At 48.7% G+C, this 19523-nt stretch carries 14 protein-coding genes; 1 reads left to right on the top strand and 13 read right to left on the bottom strand.

The window, feature by feature from the left end:
* Positions 1 to 305 precede the first annotated feature (305 nt).
* Genes ACIDITHRIX25_RS70155 through ACIDITHRIX25_RS70140 form a run of 4 tightly spaced genes read right to left on the bottom strand, consistent with a single transcriptional unit; the run spans position 306 to position 4946 of the window.
* Entirely contained in the window at positions 306 to 1199 is an 894-nt protein-coding gene (locus tag ACIDITHRIX25_RS70155; RefSeq protein WP_201732257.1) for an XdhC family protein, read from the bottom strand.
* Entirely contained in the window at positions 1196 to 3574 is a 2379-nt protein-coding gene (locus tag ACIDITHRIX25_RS70150) for an aerobic carbon-monoxide dehydrogenase large subunit (RefSeq protein ID WP_201732256.1), read from the bottom strand. The genes ACIDITHRIX25_RS70155 and ACIDITHRIX25_RS70150 overlap by 4 nt, the downstream gene beginning before the upstream one ends.
* Entirely contained in the window at positions 3571 to 4068 is a 498-nt protein-coding gene (locus tag ACIDITHRIX25_RS70145; RefSeq protein WP_052603922.1) for a (2Fe-2S)-binding protein, read from the bottom strand. Before ACIDITHRIX25_RS70145 ends, ACIDITHRIX25_RS70150 begins: the two co-directional genes overlap by 4 nt.
* Before the next feature lie 2 nt (positions 4069 to 4070).
* Positions 4071 to 4946, bottom strand: coding sequence for an FAD binding domain-containing protein (locus tag ACIDITHRIX25_RS70140; protein ID WP_502756195.1), 876 nt, complete (start codon positions 4944 to 4946; stop codon positions 4071 to 4073).
* Positions 4947 to 5802: 856 nt separating this feature from the next.
* Between ACIDITHRIX25_RS70140 and ACIDITHRIX25_RS70135 the strand changes: the two genes are divergently transcribed.
* Positions 5803 to 7179: a tryptophanase gene (locus tag ACIDITHRIX25_RS70135; protein ID WP_052603920.1), complete on the top strand. Its 1377-nt coding sequence runs from the start codon at positions 5803 to 5805 to the stop codon at positions 7177 to 7179.
* Between the two features lie 606 nt (positions 7180 to 7785).
* On the opposite strand, the gene ftsW is transcribed toward ACIDITHRIX25_RS70135, so the two are convergent.
* From ftsW to ACIDITHRIX25_RS70090, 9 genes are all read right to left on the bottom strand, one after another.
* The gene (gene ftsW / locus ACIDITHRIX25_RS70130; RefSeq protein WP_052603919.1) at positions 7786 to 9153 is read right to left on the bottom strand and encodes a putative lipid II flippase FtsW; all 1368 of its coding nucleotides are present in this window, start codon (positions 9151 to 9153) and stop codon (positions 7786 to 7788) included.
* Between the two features lie 72 nt (positions 9154 to 9225).
* On the bottom strand, positions 9226 to 10563 hold the full coding sequence (gene murD, locus ACIDITHRIX25_RS70125) for a UDP-N-acetylmuramoyl-L-alanine--D-glutamate ligase (RefSeq protein ID WP_201732254.1): 1338 nt from the start codon (positions 10561 to 10563) through the stop codon (positions 9226 to 9228).
* Positions 10564 to 10654: 91 nt separating this feature from the next.
* On the bottom strand, positions 10655 to 11695 hold the full coding sequence (gene mraY, locus ACIDITHRIX25_RS70120; protein ID WP_052603917.1) for a phospho-N-acetylmuramoyl-pentapeptide-transferase: 1041 nt from the start codon (positions 11693 to 11695) through the stop codon (positions 10655 to 10657).
* Complete coding sequence (locus ACIDITHRIX25_RS70115) at positions 11692 to 13191, bottom strand: UDP-N-acetylmuramoyl-L-alanyl-D-glutamate--2,6-diaminopimelate ligase (protein WP_201732253.1); 1500 nt, start codon at positions 13189 to 13191, stop codon at positions 11692 to 11694. Before ACIDITHRIX25_RS70115 ends, mraY begins: the two co-directional genes overlap by 4 nt.
* Positions 13192 to 13217: 26 nt before the next feature.
* Positions 13218 to 15275, bottom strand: coding sequence for a peptidoglycan D,D-transpeptidase FtsI family protein (locus tag ACIDITHRIX25_RS70110; RefSeq protein WP_201732252.1), 2058 nt, complete (start codon positions 15273 to 15275; stop codon positions 13218 to 13220).
* Between the two features lie 2 nt (positions 15276 to 15277).
* Positions 15278 to 16207: a hypothetical protein gene (locus ACIDITHRIX25_RS70105; RefSeq protein ID WP_052603914.1), complete on the bottom strand. Its 930-nt coding sequence runs from the start codon at positions 16205 to 16207 to the stop codon at positions 15278 to 15280.
* Positions 16204 to 17223 (bottom strand): 16S rRNA (cytosine(1402)-N(4))-methyltransferase RsmH, encoded by a 1020-nt coding sequence (gene rsmH, locus ACIDITHRIX25_RS70100; protein WP_052603913.1) that lies wholly within the window; start codon positions 17221 to 17223, stop codon positions 16204 to 16206. Before rsmH ends, ACIDITHRIX25_RS70105 begins: the two co-directional genes overlap by 4 nt.
* Positions 17210 to 17770, bottom strand: a complete 561-nt coding sequence (locus ACIDITHRIX25_RS70095; RefSeq protein ID WP_052603912.1) for a division/cell wall cluster transcriptional repressor MraZ — start codon at positions 17768 to 17770, stop codon at positions 17210 to 17212. The genes rsmH and ACIDITHRIX25_RS70095 overlap by 14 nt, the downstream gene beginning before the upstream one ends.
* 390 nt (positions 17771 to 18160) lie before the next feature.
* Complete coding sequence (locus ACIDITHRIX25_RS70090) at positions 18161 to 18853, bottom strand: lipoyl protein ligase domain-containing protein (protein ID WP_052603910.1); 693 nt, start codon at positions 18851 to 18853, stop codon at positions 18161 to 18163.
* Positions 18854 to 19523 lie beyond the last annotated feature (670 nt).

The raw sequence follows: 19523 nt of genomic DNA, 5'->3' as shown, positions 1-19523 counted from the left end.
CTAAGCCCATAAACAAATCATCTTTCCTAATCATCGATGAGATTAGAGTCGAAAAAGATGGACCGAAAGTCTTATACCACAGCGCAACACAGCTTCTCCATGCAACCCTCAAGTACTTTTCCAAAAAGGTTTGGCCAAGAAAAGCGCGATCTCCTGGCCAAATCAATAATATCGACTGATCGAAGGGGTCGCCTTAGCACTTGGTTATCACGGTATTGCTAATCTCTGTTTCGCTAATCCGAGTGTGGTTGAAAAACCGCATCAACAGCACGATGCTCCATGCGGAGGTAAGGATTCCGCCTCGATCAGCTATGTTGCTTTTGGAAGTTAACTCTGCAACCATTACAACAAAAGTAGTAGTCGATGCCACCTAAATTGACAGTAATGGCGCTGGCGTCGATCACTACATCCATCCCACAGATTGGGTCAATCCCAATCTGTGGATAGTTGGGCGCCAAAGTTTCAGCTCGGTGCGACCTTGAATTTCTTCGGGTAACTATCTCTGCCAAGATGGATATTGCAATCTCACCAGGAGTCCGCCCACCGATGTCTAGTCCAGCTGGAGACTTTATCCTACTTAGGTCATAGCCCTTATCCTCTAGAAGACTTAGAACGCCAGCTCCCCGCCTCTTTGAAGCCACAAGGCCGATATAACTTGCCTTTGACTCCAAGGCCTCAATAAGCGCCGGCTCTTCGTCGATCCCATGGGTAGCGATGACGACGAAGTCACTTTCAAGCTCCTTAGATCCCATGAAAGTGCCCTCAAGTGGCCTAAAGCCAACAACTGCCGCTGCATCTAAAAGTGCCTGAGCAATTGGAGAGTCACCATAGATCACAATCGTCGGCTCAGGAAGTGAAGGTTCTAAAAACATCTCCAAGGTCCCGCCTGAAAGGCAAGGGTTGAAGGCCCTTATCACCTCGCCATCTGAGTCATTTTCATCGCTTTGAGTACTATGGGGCGAGATGATCAAAAGTGCCGAGGACTCTCTTGAGAGAACCCGCAGCGACTCAGCCTTAACTGTAGTCAAGGCACAAGAGCCACCAACAAAACCTTCGATCGTCCCATCCGAAAGAATCACCGCACAGTCTCCTGGCCTTGCACTCGTTGGCGATTGGGCCCGCACTACAGTTGCCAAGACAAAGGGAACCCTCTGTCGTCGCAACTCCGCTGCTCTATCCATTACATCGATTCGTGTCACTGGATTGCCAAATCCGTCCTATAGGGCGCACCTTGCATTGCCTGCCAGACTTGAGCTGGCGTAAGCGGCATATCTGCGTGCTTGACGCCATACGGAGCTAGCGCATCAATGACTGCATTGACAACCGCCGGCGGCGATCCTACTGTAGCCGATTCACCAACCCCCTTTAGCCCAAGAGGATGATGTGGGGACGGCGTTACAGTGGCACCGGTCTCCCAAGAAGGACATTCTAAGGAAGTAGGAATAAGGTAGTCCATAAACGACGCACCAAGGTTATTGCCATCTTCATCAAAGGCAATAACTTCCATGAGGGCCATTCCCACTCCGTCTGCAAGACCACCATGTACCTGACCTTCAACGATCATCGGATTGATTCTTGGACCACAGTCATCGACAGCAATGAATCGCCGTACCGAAACCTTGGCAGTTGCAGGATCCACATCAACAACACAAATATAGGCTCCGAATGGATAAGTCAAATTCGGCGGATCATAGACACACTCAGCATTTAGGTGACCTTCTACCCCTTCTGGTAGCTCTACCGTTCCGTGAGCACCAAGTGCTATCTCGGCCATGGTTTTGCCCACTGACTTATCACCTTTGATGTTGAAGCGGCCCTTCTCCCATTCCAGGTCTTCAGGTGCGCACTCCAGCATGGCACTAGCCACAATTCGTGCTTTATCAACCACACGTCGTGCAGCTATAGCTGCGGCTGCGCCAGATACCGGGGTCGAACGAGATCCATAGGTGCCAAGGCCAAATGGGGTATTGTCGGTGTCACCGTGTACCACGTCAATATCTTCTGGTGGAATACCAGTTACCTCAGAGACGATCTGAGCAAATGTAGTTTCATGGCCCTGTCCTTGACTCTGAACCGATAGCCGAACAACCGCCTTACCGGTAGGATGAACACGAACTTCACAGCCGTCAGCCATTCCGAGCCCTAAAATATCCATATGGCGCTTAGGACCAGCGCCAACCGTCTCGGTAAAAAAGCTAATGCCTATTCCCATTAGCTCGCCTTTGGCCCGTTTTTGTGCCTGCTCCTTTCGAAGCTCCTCATAACCAGCTATATCCATTGCTAAGCGAAGGGCCCGAGGATATTCACCGGAGTCGTACTCCCAACCCGTCGGAGATGTATATGGGAATTGCTCTGGGCGAAGGAGGTTCTTCATTCTCAGTTCTGCAGGGTCCATTTTTAGCTCTTGAGCCAAACGATCAACCATTCGTTCAACGAGATAGACAGCCTCAGTAACCCTAAACGAACATGCGTAGGCGACGCCCCCTGGTGCTTTATTGGTATAGACACCCCGAACAGAACAATGTGCAGCCATGAGATCGTATGAACCCGTAAAGACGTGGAAGAACCCTGCGGGAAACTTGGTCGGCTGAGCGGTATTATTGAAAGCACCGTGGTCGGCTAAGACATCTACCCTTAGACCCAAAATCTTTCCATCGGCGCTAGCTGCAATCGAACCCTTCATGTGGTAGTCACGTGCGAAGGAGGTGCTCATCAAATTCTCAGAGCGATCCTCCATCCACTTGACTGGTCGCTTGGTAAGGATCGATCCAACTATAGCCAGCACATAACCCGGGTAGATTCCAACCTTGTTTCCAAAGCCGCCACCAATATCAGGGGAGACCACCCTCAACTTATGCTCTGGCAATCCCGCCACTAGGGCATATAGGGTTCTGTGTGCATGTGGAGCTTGAGTTGTGGAATAGATCGTAAGTTTTTGATCTATCGGATCCATATAGGCAACAGCCCCGCAAGTCTCCATCGGTGCAGGATGGACTCGAGGATATAACATATCTTGGTCGACTACAATGGCAGCGTTCGCAAAGACCTCATCTGTAGCAGCTTTGTCACCCGACTCCCAATCGAAAATAAAGTTATCAACCTTGCCAGCGATGTCATCTCGAATCACCGGCGCATCTTTATCAAGTGCTTTTTTGGCATCCACCACCGGTGGTAAAACTTCGTAGTCAACCTCAATAAGTTCCAGCGCATCTCTTGCGGAATAACGATCCTCAGCAACCACAAAGGCAACCTCTTGACCTTGAAAGCGAACTTTATCGGTCGCTAAAACAGCTACCACGTCATGAGAGAGTGATGGGATCCAAGCCAGATTCAGCGTCTCAAGGATTTCCCCAGTGATAACCGCTTTTACTTTAGGATGAGCTTGAGCTGCGGAGATATCAATTGACTTGATGCGAGCATGGGCATAGGGAGATCGCAGAACCGCACCGTGCAACATCCCAGGCAAATTGAGGTCATCTACATAGTTTCCCTTGCCCCGAAGAAAACGTGCGTCTTCTTTGCGCAACATTCTTCCAAAGCCAATCGGATTTGCTTGATTTTCTGTGGTCGTCATTGCGCAACCTCCGCTACATCCAAAGCGCCATTCGAAGAAGAGTTTGCAGCCGCCCATCGAATCGCTCTAACAATATTTTCATAACCCGTACATCTACAGATCTGTCCTGAGATCGCCTCTCGAATCTCAAGGTCGCTTGGATTGGGATTTCTATCCAAAAGGGCACGAGCGGTCATCAGCATTCCTGGGGTGCAAAAGCCACACTGAAGGCCGTGTTCTTGCATGAAGCCCTTCTGCACTGGGTCCAGTTCCCCACCTTGTTCAAGATCCTCTACCGTTCGCACTCTGTGGCCATCTGCCATTGCCGTCAAGACAGTACAGGACTTAACTGGAAGATCATCCAACCACAAGACACACGTACCGCAGTTGGATGTGTCACAGCCCCAATGCGTTCCGGTTAGCCCGATTTGATCTCTTATAAAGTGAACCAACAGAAGTCTAGGCTCTATCTCCTCGGAATAGTTGACTCCATTTACCTCAATATTCACACGCACTGCTAGTTTGCCTTTCCCTTGGAATTACTTAGTGCCCCATCGAGAGCCCTCCTGGTTAATACCTCCACCAAGTGTCGCTTATATGCGCTTGGTCCACGCTGGTCAGAGTTAGGATTACACTCCGCACTAGCCATTCTTGCTGCCTCATCAAATAGGTCGGGGGTGGCATCCTTACCCAATAGATATGCCTCCGCGCGACTGGCACGAAAATCAGGAGCACCAACAGCGGCCAAGCCGATTCCTGCTCTTTGAATCTTTCCATCTTGGAGAGCGATAACGGCACCCGCAGCCGCAATAGCCCAATCGCCAACGCGGCGCTCTACCTTTTCATAGGCACTACCTAAATTCTTTTGTGTTACAAATGAGACTTCAGTCAAGATCTCATCGGGCTCCACAACCGTAGAATAGGGGCCCGTATGAAAACCATTTACTGAGACAACTCTGGTCCCTCGTGGCCCTCGAATCTCAACCATGGCATCTAGGGCGGCAAAGACTGCAGAGAGGTCTTCAGCGGGATCTGCTTGACACATGGAACCACCTACAGTTCCACGATTCCTTACAATCGGATCCGCAATGACAGCTTCAGCGTCTGGGATTATCTTCGCAACTTCGGAAATGACCTGAGAAGCCAAAAGCTCGCTATGGCGCGTCATAGCACCAATCCGAAGCACATTCCCGTCACGTCTTATGAAAGAGAGATCTGCCAATCCATTTATATCGATCAGACATTCGGGTCTAGCTAGTCTCAGCTTCATCATTGGTAATAGGCTGTGTCCTCCCGCTACCAATCGAGCCTCGGGCCCTAAGCGAGTGAGACGCTCGATAGCGTCATCTACACTCAGAGCGCGTTCATATTCCACCGGTGCTGGCACCTGCATGCATATCCCCCAACTTCATAGTGCGCCTAAGCTTCAGAAGCAAACCCAGGCAACCACATAAGTACATCTTGTAGCTAAGCGATATTACACCACATTTAATTGGCGAATCGGAATTTAACTTCAAATGTCAAAGTGATATCAAATTTTCCAAAGCCACCAAAAAGAAGAGCAAGCTGGCTTCGAATCACCGATCTACCGTCAACAAAAAGAACGATCAAGAAGAGGTCTCTTTGAGTCACTACGGATCTTTGAGTCATTACGGATCTTTGGAGGTACGAACCAGAGGTAGTCTCCTCAGCAAGGTGCTTTCGTAGATCCTCATTTCAAAGAGGCGTTGATTCAAGAAATACAAGAAATAGCCCTTGTTCGGCGTGGGATAATCTCAGAGTGATCCAGAAATTCCAAAATTATATTGCAATGAAGAAATATAAAAATTAATTCACCAAAGATCATTCAAAGTAATAGATGCCATTTCACGAACTAATTGCTATCTAATTACCCAGCAAGCAAGAGGTTCAACTTTCATAAAAATCAATAACAACGGTATTCAAAAACAGCCTATAGAAAGGACCGGGTAACCAATATCTTCCTTAGAGACAACGAATCACGCACTTACCCAAGAAAAACCAAATAGTGAGGCACAAAGGTGTCACTTTCTCTTGTGAAAGAAGCTCACCGATCGCCGAACAATTTGACTAGCTATTAGAGCAACTTCGGCACGAACCGCAAACCTTAGTCAACAAAGTGTCTGTTCCAAAAAAACATGCACCATTTTCTGACCCTAAAATATACCTGTGAGCTGCAGATTTAAAATCTAACTACGGAATCTGGTAACGCTACAATGTAACATCGAGCCATGGAGTTCAACACAATAATAGAACCATTTCGAATTCATTCCGTGGAGCCGATCAAGCTAATGAGCCGGGATGAACGAAAGAGTGCTATCGAAAAAGCAAAGTACAACGTCTTTAATATTCCCGCCAAAGACGTCCTAATAGATCTGCTCACCGATTCTGGAACCGGAGCGATGAGCAGGGACCAATGGGCGGCAATTCAACATGGGGATGAATCCTATGCTGGCTCACCATCCTGGGAGATCTTTCGTGAAGCAGTCGTTGATTTATTCGACTTCAAGCACATAATTCCAACCCATCAGGGTCGAGCGGCAGAGAAGATTCTCTTTTCATCTATCGCTGGAGATGGCATGGTCATCCCCTCCAATACACACTTTGATACAACCCGAGCCAACATTGAATTTGTTGGAGCTCAAGGGGTAGATCTGGTCATCGAAGAGGGAAAAGACCCAGCAACTATTCATCCCTTTAAGGGAAATATGAATACTGACGCTCTAAGAGAGTTGATCGACCGAGTTGGTCCTCAAAATATCCCAATTATCATGCTGACGATAACAAACAACTCAGGTGGGGGCCAACCCGTTTCGATGGCCAACATTGAAGAGGTCTCTAAGATTGCACATGAATTCAACATAGCGTTCTTCTTGGATGCCTGTCGATTTGCAGAAAACGCCTGGTTCATACGTCTTCGAGAAGCCGGCTATGAGAATATGGATGTAAAAGAAATAGTAAAAAAGATGATATCCTACGCTGATGGAATGACCATGAGCGCCAAGAAGGATCCTCTGGCAAATATCGGCGGATGGCTCGCCTGTAACGACGACCTTCTAGCCGAAAAAGCACGAAACATGCTCATTCTCACCGAGGGCTTTCCAACCTACGGGGGCCTTGCCGGAAGAGACCTAGAGGCAATCGCAGTAGGGCTCAAGGAGGCGATCTCACACGACTACCTCCAATATCGAATCACATCCACCTCCTACCTAGGCGATGCACTCGACAAGGCGGGCATTCCTGTAGTAAAGCCCTACGGCGGCCACGCAATCTACATAGATGCCCGTGCTTTTCTATCCCACATTCCACCGCTACAATACCCTGGACAAGCTCTAGCCGTTGCCCTCTATGAGATGGGCGGAATTCGCGGATGCGAGATCGGTACTGTCATGTTTGGGATGACTCCGCAGGGAACTGAAGTTCCAGCCACTATGGATCTAGTTCGCCTTGCGATCCCAAGGCGAACCTACACCCAAAGCCACATTGACTATGTTATAGAGGTCGCAAAAAAGGTAGCTGAGGATGCCAAGGGTTTAAAGGGGTACAAGATAACTAAAGCTCCGCAATTTCTGAGGCACTTTACCGCGGAATTTGAAAGACTCAATTAACCCTAAAATCAAAGACCTAAAGTAAAAGTTTTCAACCGACTACTTCGTTTACCTTTTGATTTCCCATGATCGATCCATAGCCATCACCATCACAATCACCGTCCTAGGTGCAAAAATCCAGAGGTGCAACAACCATGGCGCCTCTGGAGCAAACGTCCTGAATCGAACCAGCCCTGAAAGATCCACAAAGTGGCAATGACATGGCAATAGAAATGGACAGCTGTCAACTTAGAAGAAGAGATCTCCGCCGGATAAATCCCCATAAGAAGCAAAAATTACCTTTGGCCGCGTCCATCTACCATCCAGCCCAAAAAGCACCTAAAGTGGGTAGAGTTCAACCCTTTTTCGACACAGAGATCATGCAATCCTAAATGGCGCATCCTTATATCTCCGTGACATCATCCCCGCCCTTACGGACGGGGTTTTCCGGCGCGCTTTGATAAAAACAAAAGAGCTACCTTTTATCTTCAAATCGCAAGACAAAGCCACAGACAAAGCTAAACCACGATTCAACTGGGTTCAACATTATAATCACCCGCTGGGAATAACCAAAAGTCGGCTATTTCGCTCTGTATTAATCAGCTCCGTATCAATCAGATGCTGGTATTAACGTCGCAGAGATGGATCACTATGACGAGCAACCCCTAGAACTATTCCAAGGCCAGCCATCATAAAGAGGAGCGAGGAGCCTCCGGCAGAGATCAACGGCAAGGGAACCCCGGTCACGGGCAAGAGACCCAAAACAGCGCCAATATTTAGCAGTGTTTGGCTCCCCACCCAAAGAGCCATGCCTATACAAACCAAAAACTCAAACCGACTTGGCGCTCTCAGCCCCACCCTAAAGATGGCATAGGTCAAACCTGCCAATAGTCCAAGCACAAAAAGACCGCCGATTACACCGGCTTCTTGGCCAATTACAGCGAAAATAAAGTCCGTCTGGCTGTTGGGCAGGTACCCCCACTTTGCTGAACCGGCGCCGATTCCAACACCATGAACTCCACCTGTAGCAAATGCAACAAGCCCCTGTACCTCCTGATAGGAGTAGCTCAACCGATTCTGCCAAGGATGAAGAAATGAGAGGAGTCTCTGGCGTCGATAACTTCGAGCAAGCGCTGCCACTGTGGCAAGGCAAATAGTTGCGAAGGCAAATGGTGCAAAGACCCTCATACGCATACCCGCTAGAAAGAGCATCCCAATCAGAATCGATCCGACCACCATGGCGGTACCCATATCGGGCTCAAGCAGAACCTGACCACAGATCAATCCAACCAGCAATATAGCCGGAAGAGCCTTTGAAAATCGTTGCAAACGAATAGGAACCGCCGGCGTAAAGAAGCCAGCCAGGTACAAGATGACAGCTAACTTCGCAAATTCAGAGGGCTGAAAACGTAAGAAGGAGATCCCAAGCCATCGCTTGGCCCCACCTACAGCAAGTCCCACGCCTGGCACAAGCACAATTATTAGAAATACTATGGCTGGAACAATTCCCAATCGAGCAAATGGTGCAATTCGCTTGGGGTTGATTCGAGCGATACCAAAGAATAGAAACAAGCCCATCACGATCCAGATCGCCTGGCGTTCAAAGATCGAAAAGGGAGAGCCCGAACCCTTTAAACCAAGTGAAGGGACGAATGACGTTGATAGGACCATGGCAGAGCCAACCAAGAGAAGGACCAAAACCAGAGCGATTAATGAAAAACTAAGCGAGCTTCGCTCATAGATGCGATCGCTCTGACTTAACTCATCCTCTAGTTCGTCATAGCCCATTCCATCGAGAGATAGAGTCCCTAAACGCCCACTAGTGCGCCTGCGAGAAAAAATGCCATGGCCCGAATCGGACTCCGAACCAGATACCTCGCCAGGTAGATCTTCCTGATCAGTCTCCAAATTCGATTCCGCTGTCGAGACGTTGGAGTTGCCACCGCTGATCAGATGAAATCTTCGATCCGGCTTTGCCTTTGAATCCAAATTCATACCAGTTCCTCCGAAACCCCACTCAAATCATGGGATAAGATACAACGACCTAACATCATGAACCAAAAACTCTCATATCAGCCCACGCAACCGAGCACTTTTTTTAATTGAACTCTGAAAGTCCAAGCCTCGCTCAACGTAGGAAGAGTACCAATCCCAGGAGGTACAACCAGGTGAAAGAACGATGGAATCACCCATTTGAGCCATACCAAAGGCACCTTCGACCGCATCAGCCATAGAGAAAGCTCGCACGACAGAAAGGTCGTGACCCACAAAGGCACCTTCAATATCACTTGCGGACTCTCCGATTGCAACTACACCACGTAACTTTGGTGCCAAAATCGCCAAAACCGATAGGTCCAACCCCTTGTTCTTGCCACCTGCAATCAAGACCACGTCCTGCAGAGACTCCATGTCACAGATAACAGCATCCGGAGTGGTTGCCTTGGAGTCATCAAAGACCTGATACCCCCCAAAGGAGCCAACGTATTGCATACGATGGGCCAACCCCTCAAATTCAAGGCACGTTGAACGAATTGCATCGTAGTCACAACCAAAGGAGGCTGCTATCGCACCTGCAAATAGAAAGTTCGTCAAATCGTGGTTGAACTGTCTCTTGAGGTCAGAGATCGGCCCGATCGATCGCCCTAGAACTATCAACTCGTTCTCAAAGATGTCGCCACCCTCGCCTAAAATCTGCCTGTAGGAACGCCCGATAGCGTCCAAGGAGCCAGATACTTCGGGTGAGAAGTTCGAAATCCAAACCTGCGCATCGTCATCCATCCCCTCAACGATTCGCATCTTCGAAGCTAGATAGTGCTCAATAGAGCCATGCCAATCCAGGTGGTCAGGGGCAAAGTTTAAAATCGCCGCCTGAATAGGTGCAAGGTTAGAGGTATAGGCCAATTGAAAAGAGGAGGCTTCAAGTACTATAAGGTCAAGATTAGAACCAACAGCCTCACTTAGGGGCGTTCCGATATTTCCAAGAGCCCTAACGCTGCTCCCCGATCGCTCAGCCATCTCAGCCAATAGCGTTGATACAGTCGTCTTTCCATTCGTCCCCGTAATAGCGATAATAGGTGAAGTAATGCGCTCTCTGGCGAAAGCCATCTCACTTTGAACCTTTGATGGATCGCTAAAGAGACCATGGGTTGGTTCTATACCCGGGGAGACGATGACCTTATCAACATCGACGATCAGATCCGCAAGTTCATTTTCATCTCGAATCACGCTCAGATCTCCAGGAAGATCGATAGCCAAATTCGACTCAAAGACTATCACGTTGCATCCAAGTTGTCTTGCTAGCCTTACCGCGCTCTTACCCGCGCGTCCGTAGCCTCCCACCAGAATTGATTGGCTAGAATGTCCAGTCGCTGAATCACCTTGGTTCTCCTGGGTCAAAGGCTTCATCGGCCACCTCGAGGTCCCAAGGTAGCGTGTCGCAACCAACCGCAACGATCCATGGATATGCCCTCTGCTAAAGATGGGGTCGTAGGCTCAATCATTGTTTGATCAGATTTCCAATAGAGAGAAAGTCAGCATAGAAAAGGCCAAGCGCGATCGCTGTAAAGATTCCGGCCATCATCCAAAAACGGACGATAACTGTCGTTTCGGGCCATCCAATCAATTCAAAGTGATGGTGAAGTGGTGCCATCCTAAAGACACGACGATGAAATACTCTAAATGAGATGACCTGAATAACCACGCTCAATGTTACGATAACAAATAGCCCCGCAAGAATAGCCAGCCAAAGATCTAGCCCCATGATCAGTGTGGTAGCTCCTAAGGCCGCCCCAATCGCTAAGGAGCCCGTATCTCCCATAAATATCTTTGCGGGCGCAGCATTCCACCATAGAAATCCAGCTAAAGCCCCACACATCGCTACGGTTATTATTCCTATATCGATAGCACTAGAGACGTGATAGACAGATTCGTGACGGAATTGCCAATATCCAATAATCGTCAAGCACCCAAAGGCAAAGATTGCCGATCCTGCGGCCAATCCATCCAATCCATCAGTCAGATTGACGGCATTTGAAGAACCTATGACTACCAAGGTCGCAAAGACTATCCAAGCCCAGACGGGAACGTGGAAAGCAAAACCACTGAAACGCACAAAGTCGATCGACGATGGCACATGTGCCCAAAAGTGGGCGCCAAAGGCGAAGAGGCCTGCCACAATAATCTGACCAAGGATCTTGGCCGACTTTGTAAGACCAAGGGAACGAGCCTTCCTGATCTTGATAAAGTCGTCCAAGAAGCCAACCAACCCCGCTCCAAGAGCAGCAAACAGAACGAGCAAGCCACCAGAGGAGATTGGAATTCCCAAGTTGGCATGAGCTCCCAAATATCCGACTAGAACTCCCAGTAAAATTACAATGCCACCCATCGTTGGGGTTCCAGCCTTAGAGACGTGACGCTTTGGCCCATCTTCTCTGATCTGCTGGCCAATCTTATAGGCCCGTAAAAACTTAATCAGATAACTGGTTGCCAGGACAGCAACCAAAAATGCAAGTGCCGACGAGACAAGAATCGCGATCACGTTATCAGCTCCTGCCTCTTTAAATTCAAAACCAATCGAGCCACGTCACCATCGATAAATTCAAAACGATTAGGTCCAATCAATTGATAGCGTTCATGGCCCTTGCCTGCAATCAAAACAACGTCCTTATCGCCCGCAGCCATAATCGCATGCTCAATTGCGCTACGACGATCGTAGATAACGACGCTGGGAACGTCTCTTTTAGAATCGCTCAAACCGGCCAATATCGCCATAGCTATCGCTTTGGGATCCTCATTTCGAGGATTGTCATTGGTCACAACGACCATATCTGCGTACCTGCCAGCTACCTCACCCATCAGTGAACGCTTGATAGAGTCGCGATTACCACCAGCTCCGAAGACCAAAATAAGACGACCCTCATCCTCTAAAAGATTCTTTAGCGAGGAAAGAACATGCTCTAGAGCATCGGGAGAGTGCGCATAGTCAACAAAGACCCGGGTTGGATCGTCACCACTAACTAGCTCTAGCCGTCCTGGAACCCCACTAAAGGTGGATAGGGCGCTAGAGATCTCCCCAAGTCCAAAACCCATCAATCGAAGGACCTCAATTGCCCCAAGCGAATTTGAAAGGTTATGTTCTCCGGTCAATGGAACCATAAAGCCACGACCGCAGTAGGTGAAGGTGATCTCACTCATCTTCAAGGAAAGATCTGTCGCGTCACTTATGCTATAGCTAGTGCCCGAAATGTTGCCAGACAAAAGCAGTCTAAGTCCATATGGAGTATCTCTGTTGATCACACAAAAACGGCTTCGACCGCCCTGGAAGAGCTTGGTTTTGGCTAAAAAATAGCTCTCTATGTCGCCATGATAGTCAAGGTGATCTGGAGTGAGATTAGTAAAGACCGAGACGAAAAAGGTGAGGTTATTGATTCGCCCCTGATCGATCGCGATCGAGGACGCCTCCATCGCCAGGTTGGAGGCACCATCTGAGATGGCACTTGCGATCCTGCTAAACAGTTCAGGCGACTCGGGGGTCGTGAGCTCACCATTTAAGGTACCAATCACTCGAGATGGTGAACCAAGCACATTTAAGACGTGTGCAACCATATGGGTGATAGTTGTCTTGCCGTTGGTTCCAGTTACACCTATAAGTCTAATTTTTTCTGAGATATCACCATAGAACGCATAGACAAGATCAGCTAAAACTTTACGATCCAGCCTTTCAATGACTAACAGACCCTCCAGTTCAGCCTCTAGATCGTCTTTGTGATAATCACTGATAATCGCACTACAGGCACCACGACTTAAGGCATCCCTCGCAAATGTGGCGCCATCATAACTTCTTCCTGGAAGACCAACAAAAAGATTACCAGGGGTCACCTTTCGAGAATCGATGGTAATCCCGGTAACTTCGCGATCTGGGCAGTGGTGAGCAAAATCACCGATCCCTGCAGCCATGAGTAGCCTCGATAATCGAATGAGATCCTCCTCAAAGAGAAATGCATTTTTTAGTTCCCGGCTTGCCCAGTCTAACAACTCACAGTGATCCATGATACCGCTACCTAATCAAGCCGAATACGAGATATTAGTGGAGCCTGAGTGGTTCCTAGGCACTTTGTGGCGATCAAACTAGCACCAAAACGAGCAAGCGGAAGCGAGCAGGTTGAAATGGCCGTCCCAGGAACTTTCGAATTTACCGTTGGCCTAGTCACTATTGACGAGGAAGGAGGAGTCGAAGGGGCTACAACCTTAGCGCCAAGATGGTATAGGGCATATGTCATGCTTGATGAAAAGACTTTTGCCGCGGTAAGGCCACCATAGAGTTGATTCGGCTCAGTCAGGACTACCATCTCCGATAGGGGAACCGAAGAATCGGTCGTAAATCCAACAAAGGTAGCCATGTATTGATGGGGAATGTAGCCAGCTCTTCCGTTCGGATAGGCAATCGATGCAGTTCCGGTCTTACCCGATATCGAAAAACCTGATACCGTCGCGGCTGGCGCTGTCCCGTTAGCACCAGTTACACCACTTAGAAGTCCAGTCATCACCGATGCTAGGGGTTTCGATATTACCCTGCGCTTTATTACCTTTGCTGGTGTGGTTCCCACTGCTTGTACAAGTCGAGGAGTTGCCATGACGCCCCCGTTGGCAATAGCGTTATAGGAGTCAATAACTTGCAGAGGGGTCACTGCTTCATCCTGGCCAATTGGCGCTGAGCCAGGAGCTGTTCCTGACCACTTCTTAGACGGATCCAAAAACCCCAAAGACTCTCCAGGAAGATTCAATCCCGATGCCACACCCCACCCAAAATTGCGAAACGATGCATTGATCTCATGGGGAGTGAGATGCGAAGCGATGGTGATTGTGCCGACATTAGAGGATTGCGCCAAGATATCCTTAGGGGTCATAATTGTAGGCGGATGAACTTCAGCGTCGTGGAAGTTAGTACCACCAACAATTATTTGATCTGGAACAACCATCTCTGTTCCAGGGGTGATTATCCCCCTAGAGAGGGCGGCCGCAAAGGTGGCAATCTTGGCGACCGAACCTGGCTCATAGACGTAGTCAACAGCCATATTGATCGAAGACTGTTGAGTAAAGGTAAATTTAGGCTGAGGAAGGTTTATTGGAGCTTCGCCAGTCAACGCACTTGAGGTGGGAGGTGCGCCAGCTACCAGATTAGCCATCGCCAAAATATTGCCATTTGTCGGATTCATAACTATTGCAACGCCAGCCCGTGCCTGAGTGGCCACCATCTCATTCGAAAGAGCCGTTTCAGTCTGAAGTTGAATAGCAGTATTTAAGGTAGTTGTGAGATTCTTTCCCTGTCGCGATGGAGTCAAGATCTTGGTTCCACCCGGAAGTGCACCCCCCGAAGGAGCAGTATTGACTAATTCGGTTCCTGGAGTTCCAGTGAGCAGAGAGTTGTAACTCTGTTCAATCCCGCCCACTCCCCCGTTGAACGTTGAGACACCACCGATAACCGATGCCGCCATCGCCTGATTAGGACGCACTCGAAGAGGCTCTTGGATTAAAGCGATCCCCGCCAGTGACGAAAGCTCTTTATTTATCTTTGCGGTCTGACTTTGAGTTATCTGATGGGCGATATATTGAAACTGGCCACTGGCCACCAAATGAGCACGAATAACCGATGGTGAAATCGCCAAAATAGAAGAAAGAATCTGCGACTCCGCAATTGGATTCTTAACTTGTAAGGGGTCCGCGACAACAGTATAACGAGGCTCTGATACGGCCAAAACGTTACCTGACGAATCAAAAATAGTTCCTCTTGACGGAGTGATTTTAAAGATTGAGTAGCCCTCTCCAGCTGCCAATAGTCGGTAATTCGTAGATGGTGCAAGACTAACTACGCTAAGGCGAACGATAAGGGCGCCTAAGACCAAGAGTGAAACTACCTTAATAAAGCCGACGCGCGAACGAGAGACTGGAAGCCATGAAAGGCCTCTATGACCCTTTGGGCCAGCCCCTTTAAAAGCGCTAGGCTCAAAGTCGCGCTGATACGAGCGCGACTTTGGCGATGGTGAAGCTGGCCTACCGCCCCCACCCTTGTTATCTTTACCTAAAGTGTTATCTTTACCTAAACGTGGAAATCTGGCCACAGTCAACCTCCATTGCGGGCCGTCTTTGAGCTCTGCATTGTAATCGTACGAATAGGCGCCGAAGTAGTAGTAGTCGAAGCAGCTGACGGCTGGGTGGTCGCCGACGCCGACGAGCTCGCTGAAACCGAAGACGAAGAGCTACCAGATGCAACCTGTGTAGCAGCAGTGGCAGATGACGACGCACTTGAAGGAGCAGCTGTCTTCACAACCTTGGATCCAGAGACATTCGTGGTAACTGGAGCACTTCCGCCAGGAGTGTAATAGAGAGAAAGAGGGGTCGAGGTGGGGGAAATTCCGGAACTATTCGTATAGGTCGAAGTGGTTCCAGGTCCAGATGAAAAGACCATATGCAACTTAGTCTGGGCATATTGCGCAATCCGAGCTGGCGCAGAAAGGGCCTCGCTGCGAAGGGCTAGCTCATTATTTGTCGTAGTCAAAGATGCAATCTCTGGTGCGATAGTGTTTACCTCTAACTGCATCTTTGCAATCTCTGCCCTAGCCATGACCGAGACGAAGATACCGCCAAACAAAACTACTATCGCGATGCCTAGATAGACACGTCGCAAAAGCACATTCCGCCGCGAATTCCTAAATGTCTTACCTGTTGGAAGTGACTTTAAGTGGCGAGGCGCATGTGTTAGAGGTTGCGGAGTCGGCGGCGAATCAACTCTTTCGATAGGTGCGTTTATGGCAACCCCGCTAAATCTTGTTCGGCGGGCCCTGCCACCACCCGAGGAAGTTCGCAGATGTGAAGGCGAGCCTTCGGTGGAGCTCTCCTTGGGAACAGTTGGAAGCCCGTGAACGAGTGGAACCTGATCTGTAGCGGTTCTAGTCAAAGACGGACTTTCACGAAAGCTGCGACCCGAGAGCCACTCCTCGAATGAGCTTAGCCTTGCACTTTCAAAGTCGTCTAAATGCTCGATCTGGCTCATTTTGACCGTCCTTTTATCGTTGAAATAGCGATCGGCTCGATGAACTCAATCGCTCGCATCTTGGCCGAGCGACTCCTGGGATTTATAGCGACTTCATCTTCTTTAGCGGTTGCCAATCGAACAATTGACCGCGCTCGGGCTACTGCTCCACAGACACATCCAAGCTGGGCCAGACAGTGACAATCTCCCTTTAGCATCAAAGAGATAAAGGATTTGACCTTTGCATCTTCCCCGGAATGATAAGAGATAAAAACGACGTGCGAACCAACAGGAAAAACCTCAGGGATATTTTCAAGAAGAGAGGAAAGCTCCTCCATCTCAACATTCACCAAAACCCGTATAGCTTGAAACACCCGCGCCTGAGAATCACGTCTTCCCTTGGTATATCCCTTAGGAAGAACTCGGTCTATCAATTCACTTAGTTCAAAGGTGCTCGACAAGCCAGCGCGAATCTCCATCTTTATCGCCCTAGCCAAAGCCTTGGCATATCGACCTTCGCCATTTGCACGTATTGCATCGGCTAGTTGGTTTTCGGAGATATTTGACAAAACCCCAATCGCATCCAATTGGGAATCCCTGTCCATCCTCATATCTAAAGCACCATCCAAACGCAAGGAAAACCCTCGCTCGGCACTATCGAATTGATGTGAACTCACACCAAAGTCAAAGAGACCGCCCACTAGCGGTGATTCTGCCATAAAACTCTCTGCTTCAGCACCGCGAAGTAGATCGGCGAGCTTTGAAAAAGGCGCCTTGAAGCTCAAGAACCGTCCTTCAAAGGCCGAGAGACGCGCAATCGAAAAGTCAATCGCGTCTTGGTCTCGATCTATCCCAATAACTCGCATGGCAGCTAGGTTGGCCAAAATGGAATGGCTATGACCCCCTCCGCCAAGCGTCCCATCCAGAACAGTTCCGCCAAGATCGCCGAAGATCTCCACCACTTCGCGCCACATAACTGGCGCGTGATATGAAGATGAAAACTCTCCAGGAGCAAATTCAAAGTTAGGATGCTGCATTAACACCCCTAAATTCATCCCAGTTGGATGGAGACCACAGCTCAATGGTGTCGAGCGCACCTATGACGACGACCTCACGGGTCAAATCTGCCATATTTCGCAATCGCTGCGGGATGGCTAGACGACCGCTGGCATCTATCTCCTGGTCAAACGTATCCGCCAGCCAGACCTTGACAGGTCGTCTTACGTCGATATCGCTAATATCTTTCGCTCGTTGAATAGCGCAATAGTCGTCAAAATCGCTCATGCGCCAAAGAACTAGACACTTATCTCCATATTGGGAAACTGAAATTACACAGGCGTCGCCAAGATTGCTGCGGAAGCGTGACGGGAGCGTGATACGTCCCTTCGCATCGAGCGAATGTTCATGAGTACCAATGAAATGGCTCAACGTGCCTGCCATCAGTACCCCCTTTCGAACATTTGCCCCACAATCATCCCTAATGACCCACTCTACACCATATTCACCCACTGTCAAGCAATTTTCAAGCACTTGACCTCGCAATATCACAAATTGTGGGTGACCAAATGCCCGGCGTGAATTCATAGGGGCGATTTAGGATGCAATTGGTAGAAAATCTCCCATCTCGAAGTACAACTTGTCGCGCAAATGAGCACGAAAGTAACGATTAGATTAGGAATATAAAATCGGGGGGGGGGACGGGGAACGATTGCCCACGTCCCCCAAAGGACGCTTTAGGGAAACAAGCCCCCACTAATGAGTCGATACGATCATTCAAAAGGTGATTTTGTCAATTGCGCCAGATCTCAACGAATGAAAGCCACAACTATCGAAGATCAATTAGCACAGTTTGCTCCAGCAAAATCTAAGTCCTATTTGCAACAAGATGCCCTTAGCCAGGAAAAGGCTCAAAAGCAAGGCAGCGCCACGTTTAGGCGACAAAAGGTTAGAGATCCTTCAACCTGGATCTAAGTGCTAAAAGATTGCCTCTCCGATAAGATTGCCAATCGTAAGATCATCGCTTTGGGCAACCCAAGGCGCTACATCGATGAGATCTGTTACCATCTGACGTAGGTGATCTACACTATCAATCTCTCCCAATAGGAGTTGCGATGTTAGATCGTAAGGAAATTTTATGTAACACATCGTGTGAATAAAACACGCGTGGCGACTTCGTCGTTGCGCCATTCCTACTAGCTTCCTGCCGCCGACCAAGATCTCACCCGGAGCTTTGCTGGTAAAGCAGACTTGTGAAGCCAATGGGTCCATCACGATCGGTCGACCTTTGACCTCAAGGCCAGAAACACCCAAAAAAGAAAGTGCGTCGAACCACCCTCGCGCAACTAGGTCAAACGATCTACTCACATTTGCCTCAATTAGAGGATCATCTACAGGAAAAGAGATATCGATCCAGACACATTCGTGAGGAAGCGCAATGACACCTGTGCCGCCCGAAGATCGTCGAACCAGTTCAAAGTCGATTTCCTTGGCTTTTGATACCATATCATCGGACAGTTTTTGGGTTGAACCAAGTATGATAGCTGGCCGTTGAAGGCGAGACACAAACACGCTGCGCGTGAGCGGTGGTATGATATGGTCTCGGTGAAAGTCTGCGGCACCACCTTCGACGACATGCAATTCAAATCCCACCAAGGGGCCACCCTTCACCTATAGCCACTCCAGCACAGACACCTTAGTATGGTTTTTAGAAGCCTTTCACCTTAAAACTCTAACGTTACAAATGCCAACGAATGTAACGAATAAGGCCAAAATGCCCAGAATTCTCCGGCTGGTTGGAAGAACGTCTCTTTGTGACCTGTGGTAACGACCAACGGTTCCACTTTCAAAAGTTCAACGAATCCTTAGCGAGGGTCTCGAAGCACCTTGAAAGCTGCTCATCGAATAGTAACTTAATTCCGTCGATTATTCAGAGCACATTTCGACGATATGGTTGCTCATTTATCTAATTTGAAAACAAAGAATTAACTGAAGAATCGAAATATGAAGTTGGATATCATATTTTCAACTTTTATAATGACCCTAGACGCCATGGCGAATAGGGCTCAAAATCACCCATAGAAAAAGAGACGTCCCAGATCAACAGCAGACCACAAATAAATAGCCGGTACAAAAACCGATATAAGCAAGATCTCCTGCTGGATATGAAGGAGCATTATTTATAGCGGTAGCATTGCTTAGGGTTTATTAGATGGATTTGATGGGACTGACTAAGTAGTAATTTTGATGAAAGAGATCGCTAAGGTAGAAGATGAGGTGGAATTAGCTGTTGCAATAGAGCACTTCGGAACGAACTTGAGACGGCTTGGGCAAACAGTGC

Source organism: Acidithrix sp. C25, assembly GCF_904848545.2.
Note: the sequence above shows the minus strand (reverse complement) of the source record. Positions and strands in the feature narration are given on the sequence as shown.

Excerpts from the sequence above, each read along its gene's own strand:
- ACIDITHRIX25_RS70135 (WP_052603920.1), top strand. The coding sequence starts at position 5,803 with ATGGAGTTCAACACAATAATAGAACCATTTCGAATTCATTCCGTGGAG.
- murD (WP_201732254.1), bottom strand. The coding sequence starts at position 10,563 with ATGAAGCCTTTGACCCAGGAGAACCAAGGTGATTCAGCGACTGGACAT.
- ACIDITHRIX25_RS70140 (WP_502756195.1), bottom strand. The coding sequence starts at position 4,946 with ATGCAGGTGCCAGCACCGGTGGAATATGAACGCGCTCTGAGTGTAGAT.
- ACIDITHRIX25_RS70150 (WP_201732256.1), bottom strand. The coding sequence starts at position 3,574 with ATGACGACCACAGAAAATCAAGCAAATCCGATTGGCTTTGGAAGAATG.
- rsmH (WP_052603913.1), bottom strand. The coding sequence starts at position 17,223 with ATGCAGCATCCTAACTTTGAATTTGCTCCTGGAGAGTTTTCATCTTCA.
- ACIDITHRIX25_RS70105 (WP_052603914.1), bottom strand. The coding sequence starts at position 16,207 with ATGAGCCAGATCGAGCATTTAGACGACTTTGAAAGTGCAAGGCTAAGC.
- ftsW (WP_052603919.1), bottom strand. The coding sequence starts at position 9,153 with ATGAATTTGGATTCAAAGGCAAAGCCGGATCGAAGATTTCATCTGATC.
- ACIDITHRIX25_RS70095 (WP_052603912.1), bottom strand. The coding sequence starts at position 17,770 with ATGAATTCACGCCGGGCATTTGGTCACCCACAATTTGTGATATTGCGA.